General features: G+C 61.4%; 15 protein-coding genes. 12 read left to right on the top strand and 3 right to left on the bottom strand.

Annotation, left to right across the window (positions count from 1 at the left end; all coding sequences use genetic code 11):
* Nucleotides 1–196: 196 nt before the first annotated feature.
* The 3 genes from ABVK50_RS05525 to ABVK50_RS05535 are packed head-to-tail and all read right to left on the bottom strand — an operon-like array spanning nucleotide 197 to nucleotide 2642.
* Nucleotides 197–649: a hypothetical protein gene (locus tag ABVK50_RS05525; protein ID WP_353642514.1), complete on the bottom strand. Its 453-nt coding sequence runs from the start codon at nucleotides 647–649 to the stop codon at nucleotides 197–199.
* Nucleotides 646–2055 (bottom strand): radical SAM protein, encoded by a 1410-nt coding sequence (locus ABVK50_RS05530; RefSeq protein WP_353642513.1) that lies wholly within the window; start codon nucleotides 2053–2055, stop codon nucleotides 646–648. The genes ABVK50_RS05525 and ABVK50_RS05530 overlap by 4 nt, the downstream gene beginning before the upstream one ends.
* The gene (locus tag ABVK50_RS05535) at nucleotides 2052–2642 is read right to left on the bottom strand and encodes a hypothetical protein (RefSeq protein WP_353642512.1); all 591 of its coding nucleotides are present in this window, start codon (nucleotides 2640–2642) and stop codon (nucleotides 2052–2054) included. The genes ABVK50_RS05530 and ABVK50_RS05535 overlap by 4 nt, the downstream gene beginning before the upstream one ends.
* Before the next feature lie 175 nt (nucleotides 2643–2817).
* Between ABVK50_RS05535 and ABVK50_RS05540 the strand changes: the two genes are divergently transcribed.
* From ABVK50_RS05540 to trbG, 12 genes are all read left to right on the top strand, one after another.
* The gene (locus ABVK50_RS05540; RefSeq protein ID WP_353642511.1) at nucleotides 2818–3471 is read left to right on the top strand and encodes a hypothetical protein; all 654 of its coding nucleotides are present in this window, start codon (nucleotides 2818–2820) and stop codon (nucleotides 3469–3471) included.
* Entirely contained in the window at nucleotides 3468–4388 is a 921-nt protein-coding gene (locus tag ABVK50_RS05545; RefSeq protein WP_353642510.1) for a Kiwa anti-phage protein KwaB-like domain-containing protein, read from the top strand. The genes ABVK50_RS05540 and ABVK50_RS05545 overlap by 4 nt, the downstream gene beginning before the upstream one ends.
* Before the next feature lie 318 nt (nucleotides 4389–4706).
* Complete coding sequence (locus ABVK50_RS05550; RefSeq protein ID WP_353642509.1) at nucleotides 4707–6737, top strand: conjugal transfer protein TraG; 2031 nt, start codon at nucleotides 4707–4709, stop codon at nucleotides 6735–6737.
* Nucleotides 6738–6851: 114 nt separating this feature from the next.
* Nucleotides 6852–7265 carry a CopG family transcriptional regulator gene (locus ABVK50_RS05555; protein ID WP_353642508.1) on the top strand — a complete coding sequence of 138 codons (414 nt, stop codon included), beginning with the start codon at nucleotides 6852–6854 and terminating at the stop codon, nucleotides 7263–7265.
* A complete protein-coding gene (gene trbB, locus ABVK50_RS05560; RefSeq protein ID WP_353642507.1) occupies nucleotides 7262–8230 on the top strand; it encodes a P-type conjugative transfer ATPase TrbB in 969 nt (322 codons plus the stop codon). The genes ABVK50_RS05555 and trbB overlap by 4 nt, the downstream gene beginning before the upstream one ends.
* Before the next feature lie 12 nt (nucleotides 8231–8242).
* The gene (locus ABVK50_RS05565) at nucleotides 8243–8551 is read left to right on the top strand and encodes a TrbC/VirB2 family protein (RefSeq protein ID WP_353642506.1); all 309 of its coding nucleotides are present in this window, start codon (nucleotides 8243–8245) and stop codon (nucleotides 8549–8551) included.
* Complete coding sequence (locus ABVK50_RS05570) at nucleotides 8551–8823, top strand: VirB3 family type IV secretion system protein (RefSeq protein WP_353642505.1); 273 nt, start codon at nucleotides 8551–8553, stop codon at nucleotides 8821–8823. Before ABVK50_RS05565 ends, ABVK50_RS05570 begins: the two co-directional genes overlap by 1 nt.
* On the top strand, nucleotides 8817–11252 hold the full coding sequence (trbE, locus tag ABVK50_RS05575; protein WP_353642504.1) for a conjugal transfer protein TrbE: 2436 nt from the start codon (nucleotides 8817–8819) through the stop codon (nucleotides 11250–11252). The genes ABVK50_RS05570 and trbE overlap by 7 nt, the downstream gene beginning before the upstream one ends.
* Before the next feature lie 14 nt (nucleotides 11253–11266).
* Entirely contained in the window at nucleotides 11267–11989 is a 723-nt protein-coding gene (gene trbJ / locus ABVK50_RS05580; RefSeq protein ID WP_353642503.1) for a P-type conjugative transfer protein TrbJ, read from the top strand.
* Nucleotides 11990–12022: 33 nt separating this feature from the next.
* Entirely contained in the window at nucleotides 12023–13345 is a 1323-nt protein-coding gene (gene trbL / locus ABVK50_RS05585; protein ID WP_353647014.1) for a P-type conjugative transfer protein TrbL, read from the top strand.
* On the top strand, nucleotides 13346–14077 hold the full coding sequence (gene trbF / locus ABVK50_RS05590) for a conjugal transfer protein TrbF (RefSeq protein ID WP_353642501.1): 732 nt from the start codon (nucleotides 13346–13348) through the stop codon (nucleotides 14075–14077).
* On the top strand, nucleotides 14067–15092 hold the full coding sequence (trbG, locus tag ABVK50_RS05595; protein WP_353642500.1) for a P-type conjugative transfer protein TrbG: 1026 nt from the start codon (nucleotides 14067–14069) through the stop codon (nucleotides 15090–15092). Before trbF ends, trbG begins: the two co-directional genes overlap by 11 nt.
* Nucleotide 15093: the final 1 nt, after the last annotated feature.

Raw genomic sequence — 15093 nt, forward strand, 5'->3', positions numbered from 1 at the left:
TCGCGAACCAGACTGAGTATGCGTCGTTTGAAATGCTACACTTCGCCCCAATGAACGTTGTTCCCTGCACTGGCCGCGGTTAAGCTAATCCGATCCGCGGACGAGGAAGCAGGCGATGAAGTGCTGTTTCCTTGTGTATCCATTATGGGGACGACGGCACAGCCAACAATGCTCTGCAGCCGCATTTCTCGAAGAGCTAGGCGATCTCAGTCATGGCAACGGCCAGCGAAAGCTCGCGAGCGTAGGCATCACGTCGGCTTGCTGGTTGACGCAACGCGTAGGATGGATGCTGGAAAAAGTATATCGGTGTCCGGGTCGGACGTTCAGCCTGCAGCACTTCAAACGCCCGCTTGGCCTCGCCGCCGAACACCACAACGGCTGCCAAGGAACTGTTCTGCCAAAGACGATGCTTGCGCAACCACGGCAGAAGCTCGGCCCACGTAGGGTTCCGCTCGTCGCCGTCGGGTCCTTCCACAGGACCAGGAATAATATTGTCCCGCGTGATTGAGATACGGTTTAAGGGCAGATCAGCAAGGAGGGAAGTGAGAAAGCGGCCCGACCGCGAGGTTGGTGCGAGTGGCGCGTGAAGTCCGCCTTTGGCGTTTTTCTTAGCACACAGGCCCAGGAACAGGATTGTCTTATCTGTCATCTTGCATGCTGTAACGCCATAATGGTGTATAAATTCTTTCTAACCTGGTCCACGGGAACCTCTCCGAACTGCAGACCGGTCGAAAAGTTGAACTCGTCGCGGCCGACCGAAGCCCCGGTCTCAACGGAGGCAGGTGAACCATACCAAAGCATTTCGGAAGCCGAATAGCCGGATCGAAGGAGCCGGTTCCAGTCCGGTGTCCCAGGGTAGGGCCGGTACTCGAACGCGCTGCATCGGAATCTGCCCGGCATTCCCGCGGTTAGATTCCAGAGATTCTCGATCAGCCGCAGCGTCGCTTGATGCTCTGCGTGGGTTTCGGTGGGCAGCCCCAGCATGAAATAGCCTTTGACCGAGATGCCGGCCCTGCATAGCCGGGTTACAACGCGCATCACTTGCGCAACAGTGATTTTCTTGTCGATGTGACTAAGCAGGCGGTCGCTTCCAGTTTCAATGCCGAGAGCAACTTCACGACACCCCGAATCGACCATGAGATCGATGATCGACTCCGGCACCTTGTCGAGAATATTGATGCGACCGGTGGCGTCCCACCTCAAACCCAGAGAAGCGTTGGAAAATGCACGAAGCGTGTTTGTGATCACCTTGGGACTGGCGAGGAATAGGTCATCAACAAAGCGGATTCGGGTCACGCCATAGCGGTCTCTCAGCTCTGTCATTTCGGCGATGATGTTGTCTGCCGTGCGAATTCGGATGCTGACGTCGGGATTGCCGCTGATCGCCGCCCCGCAAAAGGAACAATCAAACGGACAGCCGCGGGACGCAACCATGGCGGACTCCACCTGATCCTCATCGATATACGGATCTTGCGGAAGGAACGAACGGTCCAGCAACGGAAGCGCATCAATGTCCGGCGCCAGCAATGCCCTCTCGCCTTGCAGCCGGGGAACCATCGCTTTATCGCCATCGCGCCATCCGACCAGGGGCATGTCTTCGCGAGCGCAGATATCGCCAAGCAACAGCGGGATGCGTGTCTCCGCCTCGCCGACGACCAGAGCATCAATGCGAGGAAGGATCGGGTCCGCAAGAATTTCCGCCGGCATAGCCTTCGCCTGATGTCCGCCTAGCATGACGTGTATCGACGGATCCGCTTTGGCGAGTACCGCTTGGCTATAGCGATATGTTGGGGCGAGAAGGTTCAAACCGACCCAGCGAGGGGCAGCTTCGTTGATAATCCTAGCTGTCTCGTCGATTCCGACGCCAAGCGCTTCGCTGTCGAGCAAGCCGACCGCGAATCCTGCTGCTGTGGCTACCGTCGCTATGTAGCCGAGACCGAGGGTCGGCAACGTGAAGTCGTTGACACGGCGCTCGTGCCCATAGTCTTTCAGCGGAGAGTTTACGAGCAGAAGATCAAGTGTGTTGGCCGCGCCTAGAATCCGGGAATCCTTCATGATGCAATGTCCAGGCGTCCAATGATGTCAGCAACCTTCATTGCAGTCGCTGCCGCGTCCTCATTGGCGTTAACTGAGATGACCGGATGACCTCGCGCCCGCAGGAACGCAATTCCTTCACCGTAAAGGGCAATTTCGTCCTCAAGCCCCAGACTTCGCTTGAAAAAGTCAGATTGGTTTGATTGCCGGGTCTCCCGTCTACCGGCAATAACCTGAGCCCGCGCCTCAAGGGCGACAGTGACAACGCCAGCGAGGAGCGGCGCGTTGATCTGATAAATGTACTCCCGGTCGATCCCCGAGAAAGTCTGGTAGACGAGGCTGGATAGCACGTACCTATCAACCAGCAGGTTGCCGGTTGTCCTCTCAAGCAGCAACGCCCTCGCCGCTGCCAATGCCAGACAAAGCGCAATCCCGGGTTTTTCGCTTCGGGCAAGCTCGCGGATCAGTGGCTGGAGGCTGGTCGTCTCGACGTTGCTAGTCGCTTGGAAGGGCGGAGCTCTCTTCGCCAGCGACGGCATCAGTCGCCGTAGCAACTCCGACTTGCCGATTCCGCTGGGGCCTTCGATGGCAATGATCAGGCGGCTCATCGGCCTCGTTAGCCAGAGAAACAAAGCATTTCGAATCAAGTTCGACGTGGAGATAAGCGCCTCGGCTACTGTGGAGTCAAGTATACCGAGGAGTGAATATCAGTCTTTGAGGAAGGGCCGAATTATGCAGTTGATATGTTGACAAGCCTGTTGACGGCCCACGTGGGATACACGATTGCTGGTAGCGATCTGGACCCGCAACCCGACGGAACCCACCGCAGTGCAACTTAGGCTTCCCGTCGCGGCGATCATTTTCGTGGGAAGCTACCTGCCGCTTAGCCTGATATTGTTGGCTCAGGACTATAATTTTACGATGCTTAGCAGGCCGATATGTTGGGGGTGGATCCGAGGGGCACCTGACTGCGTGCTCCCATTTCAGAACCCCGGGTACTCGATCAGTATCTTTGCCGGCTGCCTGCTGTGCTTCCTAACCACACTACTCGCTCTTTGGCTATTGCCAGCCAAGCGCACCATAACGATAGTCGAGGCAGAGTACATCGCGGTCGATTTGATGAATTACACATTGCCATATGTTGTTTCTTTCATGAGTATAGACTATCGCGATAATGGAAAATTTCTTGGCCTGCTTATATTTTTAGCATGGATGTTCTGGCTTACTTATCGATCTGGTCAGATCATTCTAAACCCATTGCTAATCGCGTTTGGCTGGCGTCTTTACAACGTGAGATATCGCCATGCCGGGTCGGATAACGTCCATATTAAGCACGCCCTGGCAAAGGGCATCTTGACAGCGGAGCGCCCGGAAAAATTCGCTGAAATGCAGGACGTGTTCATCATCAAGCCGAAACAGACCGAGAGCCTTCCGTGACAGCACTCAACGACTTGCGGGATTTCGATGTTGACGCAGCAGAGGTTACGCTTTGGACGTTTAAAACGTCGAGGGCAGGTGGCACATTGGGCTTCAAGGGCAGGTGGGTCGAAACATCCGAGGCATTGGATAACGCGCTGCGCGAAGCCGTGAAAGCCGAACGGGCACACATTGAGGAGATGATTGAGTATGGCCTGCTCGCTCAGAACAACGAGGCAAGCGCCCTCAGGCTCGACGCGGATGAAACGCATGCCTCATGGATTGTTGATGTCGCGGAGGACGACTCAGCTCAGAACCGGGTCCGGAACCTGAAAGATCTTCGAAACTCGGGATTCTATGCGATTAAGCTCGTGCAAGGCGAAACAGTGCTATACGGCGTGAAGAAAACAGACGCGTCATGGCACACCCGGAGAGTCCAGAATGCGGTTTCCGCCATATTTGTGGAAGACGTAATGGGGATTGAAGAATCGCCGAGCTTTGACATCGCCAAAAGCGTCGATTTCTTCATAGTTGGTGACTCCCTCCTTGTTGCGGACAAAGGCAGGTTCGAATCCATCATGCAATACAAAGCGGCTCACCGAGAGGATTTCGCTGCTTTGACGGCCGAGCCTGCTTTCCTTGCCATTTTGGCGGACGTGGGGCCGATCGTAGCCTTCGTTGGAGACAATAAAATCCATCTTCGGCGAGCCTCGGCGATCCGTCAGAAGGCCTATTATTCCGACGCGGCCTTCATGAACAACCTCCGCGCGCGGCGTGATGAAATGGGCTTCAATTTTGAATTCGACGCGGTTGGTCGGATAATTGCTACAGCCGAGCATTGCCGAGAAATCTTTCAGGCCCTCTTAGATCATAGGCTTTTGTCAAGGCTTTCGGAAAACATTTACGACGTTCAGGACGCTGTCTCGATTGCGGTCTGAAACTATCATTGCATCTGTGAGAGCCGGCGCTCGATAGTGAATCTTCGTGCGGCCCGCCAGCAACACCGCGGCGCGCCCTTGAATCCGCTAAGTCTGCCAGCGCATTGCCAATCCGCGGACGTATCATCTCCAAGGCCGGATGTTTCAGTGGCCTAACCGAGGACGTGGCACTGCCCCCATCGTCTTTGAAATCGCGCCTGTGGCGGTTTCAAATTCTCAGCACTGCCTATCGTATCAAGTAGTACGTATGGGCCGTTCGAAATTTGCATCGCCCGGCGAGATGTTTGTTCCACCTGTCCAGAACAGAGGAGCAACCCAATGACACCCACGAAGCTGCTTATTGGGCAGATCGCCGTTGTGTTCGCAATCGTCATTCTCGGCGTGTGGGCGGCGACACAATGGTGCGCCCATAGGCTCGGCCATCAGCCGGCACTCGGCGGGCCATGGTTTGAGGCGGCCGGCTGGCCAATCTATGGGCCTTGGAAACTCTTCGAATGGTGGTTCCAGTTCGATGCTTATGCACCAGAGGTTTTCGACAAGGCCGGCATGCTGGCGGCGGCCAGTGGCTTGATGGGATGTGCCGCCGCGATTGCTGGCTCGCTGTGGCGGGCACGGCAGCGTGGCCTGGTCACCACCTACGGCTCCTCGCGATGGGCTGCGAAGAGCGAGATTGAGAAGGCCGGACTGTTTCAGCCGGCAGGCGTTTTCCTCGGCAGGCTGAACAATCGCTATCTGCGCCATGACGGGCCCGAGCATGTCATAGCCTTCGCGCCGACACGTTCGGGCAAGGGCGTCGGCCTGGTCGTTCCTACACTTTTGTCCTGGCCCGGCTCGGCAGTCATCCACGACATCAAGGGCGAGAACTGGCAGCTGACCGCCGGATGGCGCTCGAAGTTCTCGTACAGCCTCCTGTTCAATCCGACCGATCCGAGATCTGCGCGCTACAACCCATTGCTGGAAGTACGCAAAGGCCCAGACGAGGTACGCGACGTCCAGAACATAGCTGACATCCTGGTCGATCCCGAAGGCGCGCTGGAGCGGCGGAACCATTGGGAGAAGACCAGTCATTCACTCTTGGTCGGCGCCATCTTGCACGTGCTCTACGCGGAAGAGGAAAAGACACTTGCTCGCGTCGCCACTTTCCTGTCGGACCCTCAGCGCTCGTTTGCCGCGACGCTGCAGCGGATGATGACCACCAATCATCTCGGCATTGCGGATAAGCCTCAAGTGCATCCGGTCGTTGCCTCTGCAGCGCGCGAAGTGCTCAACAAGTCAGAGAACGAGCGTTCAGGCGTTCTCTCGACCGCCATGTCGTTTCTCGGGCTCTATCGTGACCCAACAGTCGCGGCGGCAACATCGGCCTGCGACTGGCGCATTGCTGACCTCGTGGATGCGAAGCGACCGATCTCGCTCTATCTGGTAGTGCCGCCATCCGACATCTCGCGTACCAAGCCTCTGGTGCGACTGGTGCTTAATCAGATCGGCCGGCGGCTCACCGAACGGCTGGAGGGTGACCCAAAGAAGAGCCGCAAGCACCAATTGCTCATGATGCTGGACGAATTTCCGGCGCTCGGCCGGCTCGATTTCTTCGAGACGGCGCTCGCCTTCATGGCGGGTTACGGCATCCGAGCCTATCTGATCGCGCAATCCTTGAACCAGATCTCCAAGGCCTATGGCGAGAACAACGCCATCCTCGACAACTGCCATGTCAGGATCGCTTTTTCTTCCAATGACGAGCGCACGGCCAAGCGCATCTCCGACGCGCTCGGCATGGCGACGGAGCTGCGTGCCATGCGCAACTATGCCGGCCACCGCCTCGCGCCCTGGCTCTCCCACGTCATGGTCAGTCGCCAAGAGACCGCCCGCCCGCTGCTGACGCCCGGCGAGGTGATGCAATTGCCGCCGGCTGACGAATTGGTGCTGGTCTCTGGGCTTGCGCCAGTCCGGGCAAAGAAGCTGCGCTACTACGAGGACAGCAACTTCACCGAGCGGGTGTTGCCTGTGCCAGACCTCGCAGACGGTCCTTATGCGGACCGACCGGCGCCACGGGCCGACGAATGGAGCGGGCGGGTACGCGGCGTGGACCGTCGGCTTCTCACAGGCGAAGAGCGTTCGGGCGCAATTTCCGAAGATGAAGGCGGCGTGCAGCAGCAGCGTCATCCCGGCCTGCCCGAGGAAGATGCCGTCGCCAAACAAAAACCTGGGCAGGATGACCTGTTCGGACCGCCCGATGACGAAGGCGATATGGCGGCCGAGAAGAAGGTCATCGACCGGATTTCCAATGTCGCGCGGGCGTACGGCATCAATGAAGGCGGGGGCGAAGACAAGGACATCCTGCCCGGCTTCTGACCCTCCAGTGCCGGGCGCATCTCAGCGTAAATAAGGGGCGTAAGCAATTTCGGGCTTCTGAACGATGCTTGTTCGGAGCGGGCGCAGCAGCGCCGGCCAACCGGAATGAGCAGCATGAAACCCGCACGCATCCGCCATCAGTTTCTGCTGGATTCAGAGCTGAGCGAAAAGCTCGCTCAGCTCAGCCGCAATCCTTCAACCACCAAATCGGAGGTCGTGGCGAAGGCGGTCCAAGTCTTCATCGATCAGCGCGGGGAGAACGAGCTCGACCGGCGCTACGGCAAGAGGCTCGACCGTCTTTCCCGTGACCTCGACAACGTCAGGCGCGATGCCGAAATGATCCTGGAGAGCCTGGCGCTCTTCATCCGCTTTTCCATCACGTTGCACGCTCACACGCCGGCGCCTGACAAGGCAACCCAGGCGATCGCGCAGGAGCGCTTCCAAAAATTCGTCGAGCAAGTCGGCCGCCAGATCGCGTCCGGCAAGCGCTCCCTGCGCAACGAAAACAGTGGGGGAGGGGGCGAATGACTTCTCATCCCGAGGCCGATCACCGTCGCCGCGCCATGTTGCGCACCGCCATGGGCCAGGCCATCGCGGAAGCGTTGGCCGATCCAGCCGTCATCGAGGTGATGGTCAATCCCGACGGCGTGCTACGGCTCGACCGTCTAGGCGAGGGTCGTGTCGACACCGGCGTGTGCATGCACCCGTCCGAGGCGGAACGGATCGTCCGCCTGATCGCCTCGCACGTTCGCGCGGAGGCCCATACGGACAATCCGATCGTCAGCGCCGAGCTGCCGTCCGGCGAGCGTTTCGAGGGCCTGCTGCCGCCCGTGGCGCTGGCGCCGTGCTTTTCCATTCGTAAACCGGCGGCGCGTGTCTACAGGCTCGCCGATTACATTGCCGACGGCATCATGATGCCGCTGCAGGCCGATGCCTTGCGCAAGGCTGTCCGGGAGCGCCGCAATATCCTGGTCGCCGGGGGAACGTCGTCGGGCAAGACGACGCTCGCCAACGCGCTGCTGGCGGAAGTGGCGGAATGCGACGAGCGGGTGATCCTGATCGAGGATACGCGCGAACTGCAATGCGCGGCCAAGGATTGCGTCGCGCTCAGAACCCGCCGCGGCTCCGTCACGCTTGCCGATCTTGTGCGCTCCACACTGCGGCTCAGGCCCGACCGCATCATCGTCGGCGAGGTGAGAGGCGCCGAAGCCCTCGACATGCTGAAGAGCTGGAACACGGGCCATCCGGGTGGCATCGCCACGGTTCATGCCAATTCGGCGCGCTCAGCCCTCTATCGCATCGAGCAGCTCGCCCAGGAGGCCGTCGTCACCGTTCCCCGCCGTCTTATCGCCGAAGCCATCGACCTGATCGTCTTCATCGCCGGGCGCGGCTCGTCCCGCCGGGTCGATGCGATCGCCGAGGTCACCGGTCTCGACGGCAATGGCGACTATGCGGTCACCCAGCTCACCCTCGCTCAACTCCAGCAGCTTTGAAAGGCCTCCCTCATGCGCAAGAAACTTCGATTTTTATCATCGGCCGTCATCACGTTTGTCCTCACGGCGCCGGCCCATGCGGCCGGTTCCGGCATGCCGTGGGAAGAACCGCTGCAGCGGATCCTTGAATCGGTGCAAGGGCCTGTCGCCAAGATCGTCGCGGTGATCATCATTATCGTCACCGGCCTGACGCTCGCCTTCGGCGATACGGCTGGCGGGTTTCGCCGGCTGATCCAGATCGTCTTCGGCCTGTCGATCGCATTCGCGGCAAGCTCCTTTTTCCTCTCCTTCTTCTCCTTCGGCGGCGGGGCGCTCATCTGATGGCGGCCGGCGAGCAGCATAGCGAGGGCTTCGAGGTTCCGGTTCACCGGGCGCTGACCGAGCCGATCCTGCTCGGCGGCGCGCCGCGGGCCGTGGCGATCCTGAACGGCACGGTGGCCGCGGCGATCGGGCTTGGGATGCAGCAGTGGATCGCGGGCCTGGTGCTCTGGATAGCCGGCCACACGCTCGCGGTCTTCGCCGCCCGCCGCGATCCGGATTTCGCGAGCGTGCTCGTCCGCCACCTCCGCCTGAAGGGCTGGCTCGCATGCTGAACCTTTCGGAATACCGCTCCCGCGCCGACCGGCTTGCCGACCATCTTCCATGGGCGGCATTGGTCGCGCCCGGCATCGTTCTCAACAAGGACGGCAGTTTCCAGCGGACCTTCCGATTCCGCGGGCCTGATCTCGAAAGCGCGACGGAAGCCGAGCTCGTCGGAATCTGTGCGCGGGCGAACAATGCGCTGAGAAGGCTCGGCTCTGGCTGGGCATTTTTCTTCGAGGCCGAGCGCGTCGAGGCGCTCGATTATCCTAAATCGGACTTTCCCGACGCCGCGTCATGGCTGGTCAACGAGGAACGGCGCGCGGCCTTCGAGGGCAAGGTCGCGCATTTCGAGAGCCGCTACCACCTGACCTCACTGTTCATGCCGCCGCCGGATGGCCAGGCGCGAGCGGAGAGCGCACTGGTCGACGCCGATCGTGAGAATGGGAAACGCGACTGGCGTCAGGAACTGACGCGATTCCGCGACGAGACCGACCGTGTGCTCGATCTGCTCTCCGGCTTCATGCCCGAGGTGCGCGCGCTCGACGATGCCGAGACGCTCATATTCCTGCACGGTACGATCTCGACCAGGCGTCACCCGGTCACTGTACCGCAGACGCCGATGTACCTCGATGGCGTCCTGGTCGACACGCCGCTTACGGGTGGACTGCAGCCGATGCTGGGCGAACAGCATCTGCGCATGCTCACCATTCTTGGTTTGCCGAATGTCACCCGGCCCGGCATCCTCGATGCGCTCAATCACCAGGACTTCGCCTATCGCTGGGTGACGCGGTTCATTCCACTCGACAAGACGGAAGCCGCGAAGACGCTGACCCGCCTGCGCCGGCAATGGTTCGCCAAGCGCAAATCGATCGCCGCCATCTTGCGCGAGGTGGTCACCAACGAGCCGGTTCCGCTCGTCGACAGCGATGCCGAGAACAAGGCGCTCGACGCGGACGCCGCGCTGCAGGCGCTGGGTGGCGACCATGTCGGCTTCGGCTATCTCACCGCCACGGTGACAGTCTGGGACGACGACCGCCAGGCCGCCGAGCAGAAGCTCCGCGCGGTGGAGCGGATCGTGAATGGACTCGGCTTCACCACGATTCGCGAGAGTGTCAATGCGGTCGAGGCCTGGCTCGGCTCCCTGCCAGGTCACGTCTATGCCAATGTCCGCCAGCCACTCGTCCATACGCTAAACCTTGCCCATCTCATACCGCTATCGTCGGTGTGGGCCGGGCCGGCTCGCAACGAGCATCTGGGTAAGGTCATTGGGACAGAAGCTCCGCCGTTGCTCATTGCCGAGACCAGCGGCTCGACACCGTTCCGGCTGTCCACCCATATCGGCGATGTCGGCCACATGCTGATAGTCGGGCCGACCGGCGCCGGCAAATCGGTGCTGCTTTCCCTTATCGCTCTGCAGTTCCGCCGCTATCCCGGCGCGCAGGTCTATCTCTTCGATAAGGGCAATTCTGCGCGAGCCGCAACGCTCGCCATGGGCGGCGAGCATCATGCTCTTGGCGCTGACGGTTCATTCGCCTTCCAGCCCCTGCGCAACATCGACGACCACGCCGTCCGCGGCTGGGCGGCGGAATGGATCGCTGGACTGCTCGCCCACGAAAGCGTCACTGTCACCCCAGAGGTGAAGGAAGCCGTCTGGTCGGCGCTCACCAGCCTTTCCACCGCTCCGGCGGAAGAACGCACGCTCACCGGCCTATCGGTGCTGCTTCAGTCTAATGCACTGAAGGCGGCACTCATGCCCTACACGCTCGACGGCCCTTTCGGCCGGCTGCTCGACGCCGATGACGACCGGCTGGCGCTGGCGGACGTGCAGTGTTTCGAGACCGAGGAATTGATACACAGGCAAGGCGTGGTCTTGCCGGTGCTCACCTATCTGTTCCACCGGCTCGAGGAACGCTTCGACGGGCGGCCGACGCTACTCATCCTCGACGAAGCCTGGGTCTATCTCGATAACCCCCTGTTTGCCGCTCGCATCCGCGAGTGGCTGAAGGTGCTGCGCAAGAAGAATGTTTCGGTGATCTTCGCCACGCAGTCTCTGGCTGACATCGCGGGCTCTGCCATAGCGCCCGCGATCATCGAGAGCTGCCCGCAGCGCATCTTTCTTCCCAATGACCGGGCGGTCGAGCCGCAGGCGCGCGAAGCCTATGAGCGTTTCGGATTGAACGAGCGACAGATCGAGCTGATCGCCCGCGCCACGCCAAAGCGCCACTATTATCTGCAGTCGCGGCGCGGCAACCGGCTGTTCGAACTGGGATTGGGTCCCGTCGCGCTCGCCCTTTGCGGCGCCTCAGATCCGGCCGCGCAGACTCTCATCGACACGGTCATATCCGAGCACGACCGGAGCGAGTTCGCTTCCCGATTCCTGAGCGCTCGCGGCCTCGAATGGGCCGTCGAGCTTCTCGGGGATTTCCCCCAACCAGAATAGGAGCATTCAGAATCATGCGGCGCCACCTTGTCACGGGTCTTGTCACCGTCTCCCTTATCCTCAAGCCGATCGCCGGATTTGCCCCACCGGCTTTCGCCGTCACTGTTTTCGATCCCAAGAACTACGCGGAAAACGTGCTGACGGCGGCACGCTCGCTGGAGCAGATCAACAACCAGATCCAGTCGTTGCAGAACGAGGCGACGATGCTGCAGAACATGGCGCGCAACCTTCAGCGCCTGGATTTCTCCTCGCTAGGCCAGCTGACCGGCGCGCTCAACCGTATCGATGGACTGATGATCCAGGCCGACGGGCTGAGTTTTGACCTTGGCCAGCTCGAGAGTGAATGGCGAGAAAAGTATCCGGAAAGCTACGACGGCACGATCAAGGTGAACGACCTGGCCTCAGCAGCACGCGAGCGCTGGCAAAGCGCCATGAAAGCCTTCCGCCAGACAATGCGGGTGCAGTCGCAGATCGTCGAGAACGTCCAGGCCGACGGCGACCTGCTTGCTGAGCTCGTCAACCGCAGCCAGGGCGCCACCGGCGCACTAGAGGCCCAGCAGGCGACGAATCAGCTGATGGCGCTGTCGGCCAAGCAGCAGATGCAGATCCAGACGCTGCTTGCGACCCAGTACCGCGCCGAAGCCGAGGACGCCGCCCGCAAGGCGCAGTCGGAGGAAGCCGCGCGCAAGACGACGCGGCGCTTCCTCGGCTCTGGCAAGGCCTATTCCGGCAACTGAGCCGGCATCGCCTGAAGCGAGGAAATCGGCAGCATGAACGATCTCGGCGTCATCGACCGGTTCATGGAGACCTTTATCCGCTACATCGACAGCGGGTTCGGTCTGCTCTCGGGCGACGTCGCCTTCCTCACCACCATCCTGATCGGCATCGACATCACGCTGGCCGGTCTGTTCTGGGCGTTCGGTGGCGAGCCAAATATTCTCGGCCGGCTGGTCCGCAAGGTTCTATATGTCGGTGTCTTCGCCTTCATCCTGAACAATTTTTCGAACCTCGCCGGCATCATCTACCGCTCCTTGGCCGGCCTCGGGATCAATGCGTCGGCCGGCAACCTGTCGGCCGACGATCTGCTGCGGCCGGGCCGCATTGCCGCCGCCGGCTTCGAAGGCGCCTGGCCGCTGCTGGATCAGGCAAGCCAGCTTGTGGGCTTCCCCGAGTTCTTCGGCAATGCGCTGACGATCTTCGTGCTGTTGCTCGCCTGGTTCCTGGTCATCATTGCCTTCTTCATCCTCTCCATCCAGCTCTTCATTACCATCTTGGAGTTCAAGCTCACCACGCTCGCCGGCTTCGTGCTGGTGCCGTTCGCGCTGTGGAACCGCTCGGCGTTTCTGGCCGAGCGCGTGCTCGGCAACGTAATTTCCTCCGGCATCAAGGTGATGGTGCTTGCCGTCATCGTCGGCATCGGTTCGACGCTCTTTGGTGAGTTCGCTTCCGCCCTCCAGGGCCAGGAACCAGATCTTGCCGCCGCCATGGCGCAGGTCCTGGGCGCGCTGGCTCTGCTCGGTCTCGGCATCTTCGGACCAGGCATTGCGTCCGGACTCGTTTCTGGCGCACCTCAGCTTGGTGCAGGCGCCGCGCTCGGAACCACAGCAGCGGCGGCCGGCGCGACGCTCGTTGCCGGCGGCACGGCATTCGCTGGCGTCCGTATGGCTACCGGCGGCAGTCTGGCCGCGGTCCGCGCCGGCTCGACCATGGGCTCTGCTACCTCGACGGCCTACCGCTTCGGAAGGATTACATCCGGCGAGTCTGGTCTGTCAGGTGTGGCGGCTGGAATGGGCGGAGTCGCACGAGCCGCCGGCGGCGCAGTGATGCAGAGCGCACGGTCCGTAACAAATCCGATGCGTCAAAGCGTTGAAGCCGGCCGCGACGCCGCCGGGGCGGCGACGGGCGGTGCTCCGACCTCATCCCGGCAGGAACCCGCTGCCAACACGGCGGTCAATGCCGCGCCAGCGTGGGCAAAACGCCTGCGTTCCGAGCAGACGGCCCGAGCCCATCGCCACACTGCCATGCAGGCCGTCCGTGATGGCGACCGGCCAGGCGGCGGAGCCAATCCCTCCCTCAACGACAAGGACGACTAGATGCTCTTCAAGCGACCCGTTCAGCGTTACGGGAAGACACCCGAACCCGTCACGCCCTATCAGAAGGCGGGGCAGCTCTGGGACGAGCGCATCGGTTCGGCGCGCCTGCAGGCCAGGAACTGGCGGCTCATGGCCTTTGGCTGCCTGGCCCTGGCGACCGGCCTTTCCGGCGCGCTCTTATGGCAGTCGATGCAAAGCCGCGTCGTGCCTTACGTCGTCGAGGTCGACCGTTTTGGTGAGGCGCGCGCCGTCGCGCCGGCCATCCAGGACTATGAGCCGTCCGATGCCCAGATCGCCTGGCATCTCGGCCGATTCATTTCGAATGTCCGCTCTGTCTCCACTGATCCAGTACTGGTGCGGCAGAACTGGCTGTCGGCCTACGACTTCGCAACCGACCGCGCCGCGCTTTTCCTCAACCAATACGCCAAGGCGAACGACCCGTTCGGCAGAATCGGCACGCGCAGCGTGTCGGTGCAGGTGACCAGCGTGGTCAGGGCGTCCGAGAGCTCGTTCCAGGTCAAATGGACCGAACAGGTTTTTGAGCGGGGTAGCCTCGCCAGCACCACCCGCTGGACCGCGATCCTCACGATGGTGATCCGCCCGCCAGACAACACCGACCAACTGCGCAGGAACCCGCTCGGCGTCTTCGTCAATGCCATCGACTGGTCTCGCGAACTCGACAGCGCCGCGCCGACACCCGTTTCCCCGAAGGAGCCAGCAAATGAAGAATAGAGTGCCATTGTTCCGCGCTGCGCTGATCGCATCAACCTCGGCGCTTGTCCTTTCGGCCTGCGCGTCCAAGCCGGTGCCGCCGCCCGAAATTTCCTACGATGCGGCGGGCTTCAAACCGGCGGCAATCGAGAAGGCGCCGGTCAAGCCGGTCAAGATCGTCGAGGTCCCAAAACCTCTTCCGCTGCCGGGCCAGTTGCAGCCCGAACCGGGAATAGTGGCCAAGGACAAGCGTCCGCCCACGGAGCGCGTCGCCGATGCCAATAAGGCCGCCACTCAGGAGCCCACGAAACATGGCTATGTCAACGCGGTCCAGGTCTACCCATACGCTGAAGGCGCGCTCTACCAGCTCTATGCGGCGCCCGAGCGCGTCACCGACATCGCGCTGCAGCCGGGCGAGACGCTCACATCGGTGTCGGCCGGCGACACGGTGCGCTGGGTGATTGGCGACACGGTGAGCGGCACCGGAGACAACCAACGCACCCATGTCCTGGTCAAGCCTTTCGCGCCGGGACTGACGACTAATCTCGTCGTAACGACGGACCGACGCTCCTACCATCTACAGCTCGAAAGCACGGAAAAGACCGCCATGGCAGCGATTTCCTGGACCTATAGCGAGGACCAGATCATTGCCCTGCGCCGGCGCAATGCTGAAGCCGAGGCTGCCATGCCGGTGGCGTACAACGTGGCGCTGGACGATATCCGCTTCCGCTATTCCATTACCGGCGACACGCCTCCCTGGCGCCCGGTGCGCGCCTTCGACGACGGCCATAAGGTCTATATCGAGTTCCCGCGCCGCATCGACCAAGGCGAGGCCCCGCCGCTCTTCGTGGTCGGCGTCAAGGGCGACAACCAGCTCGTCAACTATCGGATGCGAGGCAACTACTACGTCGTTGACCGGCTCTTTGCCGCCGCCGAACTGCGGCTTGGTACGCAGCCGCAGCAGGTGGTGCGCATCACGCGGACCGACGGCAAGCCACGGCGGCATCCATCGCTCTTTGCCCGCTCCGGCCGGTGAG

Origin of the sequence: Mesorhizobium sp. WSM2240, from assembly GCF_040438645.1 — a bacterium.
Taxonomy (GTDB): Bacteria; Pseudomonadota; Alphaproteobacteria; order Rhizobiales; family Rhizobiaceae; genus Allomesorhizobium.

Bases quoted from the DNA above. Each gene is read 5' to 3' on its own strand.
- ABVK50_RS05525 (WP_353642514.1), bottom strand. From the start codon at position 649: ATGACAGATAAGACAATCCTGTTCCTGGGCCTGTGTGCTAAGAAAAAC.
- ABVK50_RS05530 (WP_353642513.1), bottom strand. From the start codon at position 2,055: ATGAAGGATTCCCGGATTCTAGGCGCGGCCAACACACTTGATCTTCTG.
- ABVK50_RS05535 (WP_353642512.1), bottom strand. From the start codon at position 2,642: ATGAGCCGCCTGATCATTGCCATCGAAGGCCCCAGCGGAATCGGCAAG.
- ABVK50_RS05550 (WP_353642509.1), top strand. From the start codon at position 4,707: ATGACACCCACGAAGCTGCTTATTGGGCAGATCGCCGTTGTGTTCGCA.
- ABVK50_RS05555 (WP_353642508.1), top strand. From the start codon at position 6,852: ATGAAACCCGCACGCATCCGCCATCAGTTTCTGCTGGATTCAGAGCTG.
- trbB (WP_353642507.1), top strand. From the start codon at position 7,262: ATGACTTCTCATCCCGAGGCCGATCACCGTCGCCGCGCCATGTTGCGC.
- ABVK50_RS05565 (WP_353642506.1), top strand. From the start codon at position 8,243: ATGCGCAAGAAACTTCGATTTTTATCATCGGCCGTCATCACGTTTGTC.
- ABVK50_RS05570 (WP_353642505.1), top strand. From the start codon at position 8,551: ATGGCGGCCGGCGAGCAGCATAGCGAGGGCTTCGAGGTTCCGGTTCAC.
- trbE (WP_353642504.1), top strand. From the start codon at position 8,817: ATGCTGAACCTTTCGGAATACCGCTCCCGCGCCGACCGGCTTGCCGAC.
- trbJ (WP_353642503.1), top strand. From the start codon at position 11,267: ATGCGGCGCCACCTTGTCACGGGTCTTGTCACCGTCTCCCTTATCCTC.
- trbL (WP_353647014.1), top strand. From the start codon at position 12,023: ATGAACGATCTCGGCGTCATCGACCGGTTCATGGAGACCTTTATCCGC.
- trbF (WP_353642501.1), top strand. From the start codon at position 13,346: ATGCTCTTCAAGCGACCCGTTCAGCGTTACGGGAAGACACCCGAACCC.
- trbG (WP_353642500.1), top strand. From the start codon at position 14,067: ATGAAGAATAGAGTGCCATTGTTCCGCGCTGCGCTGATCGCATCAACC.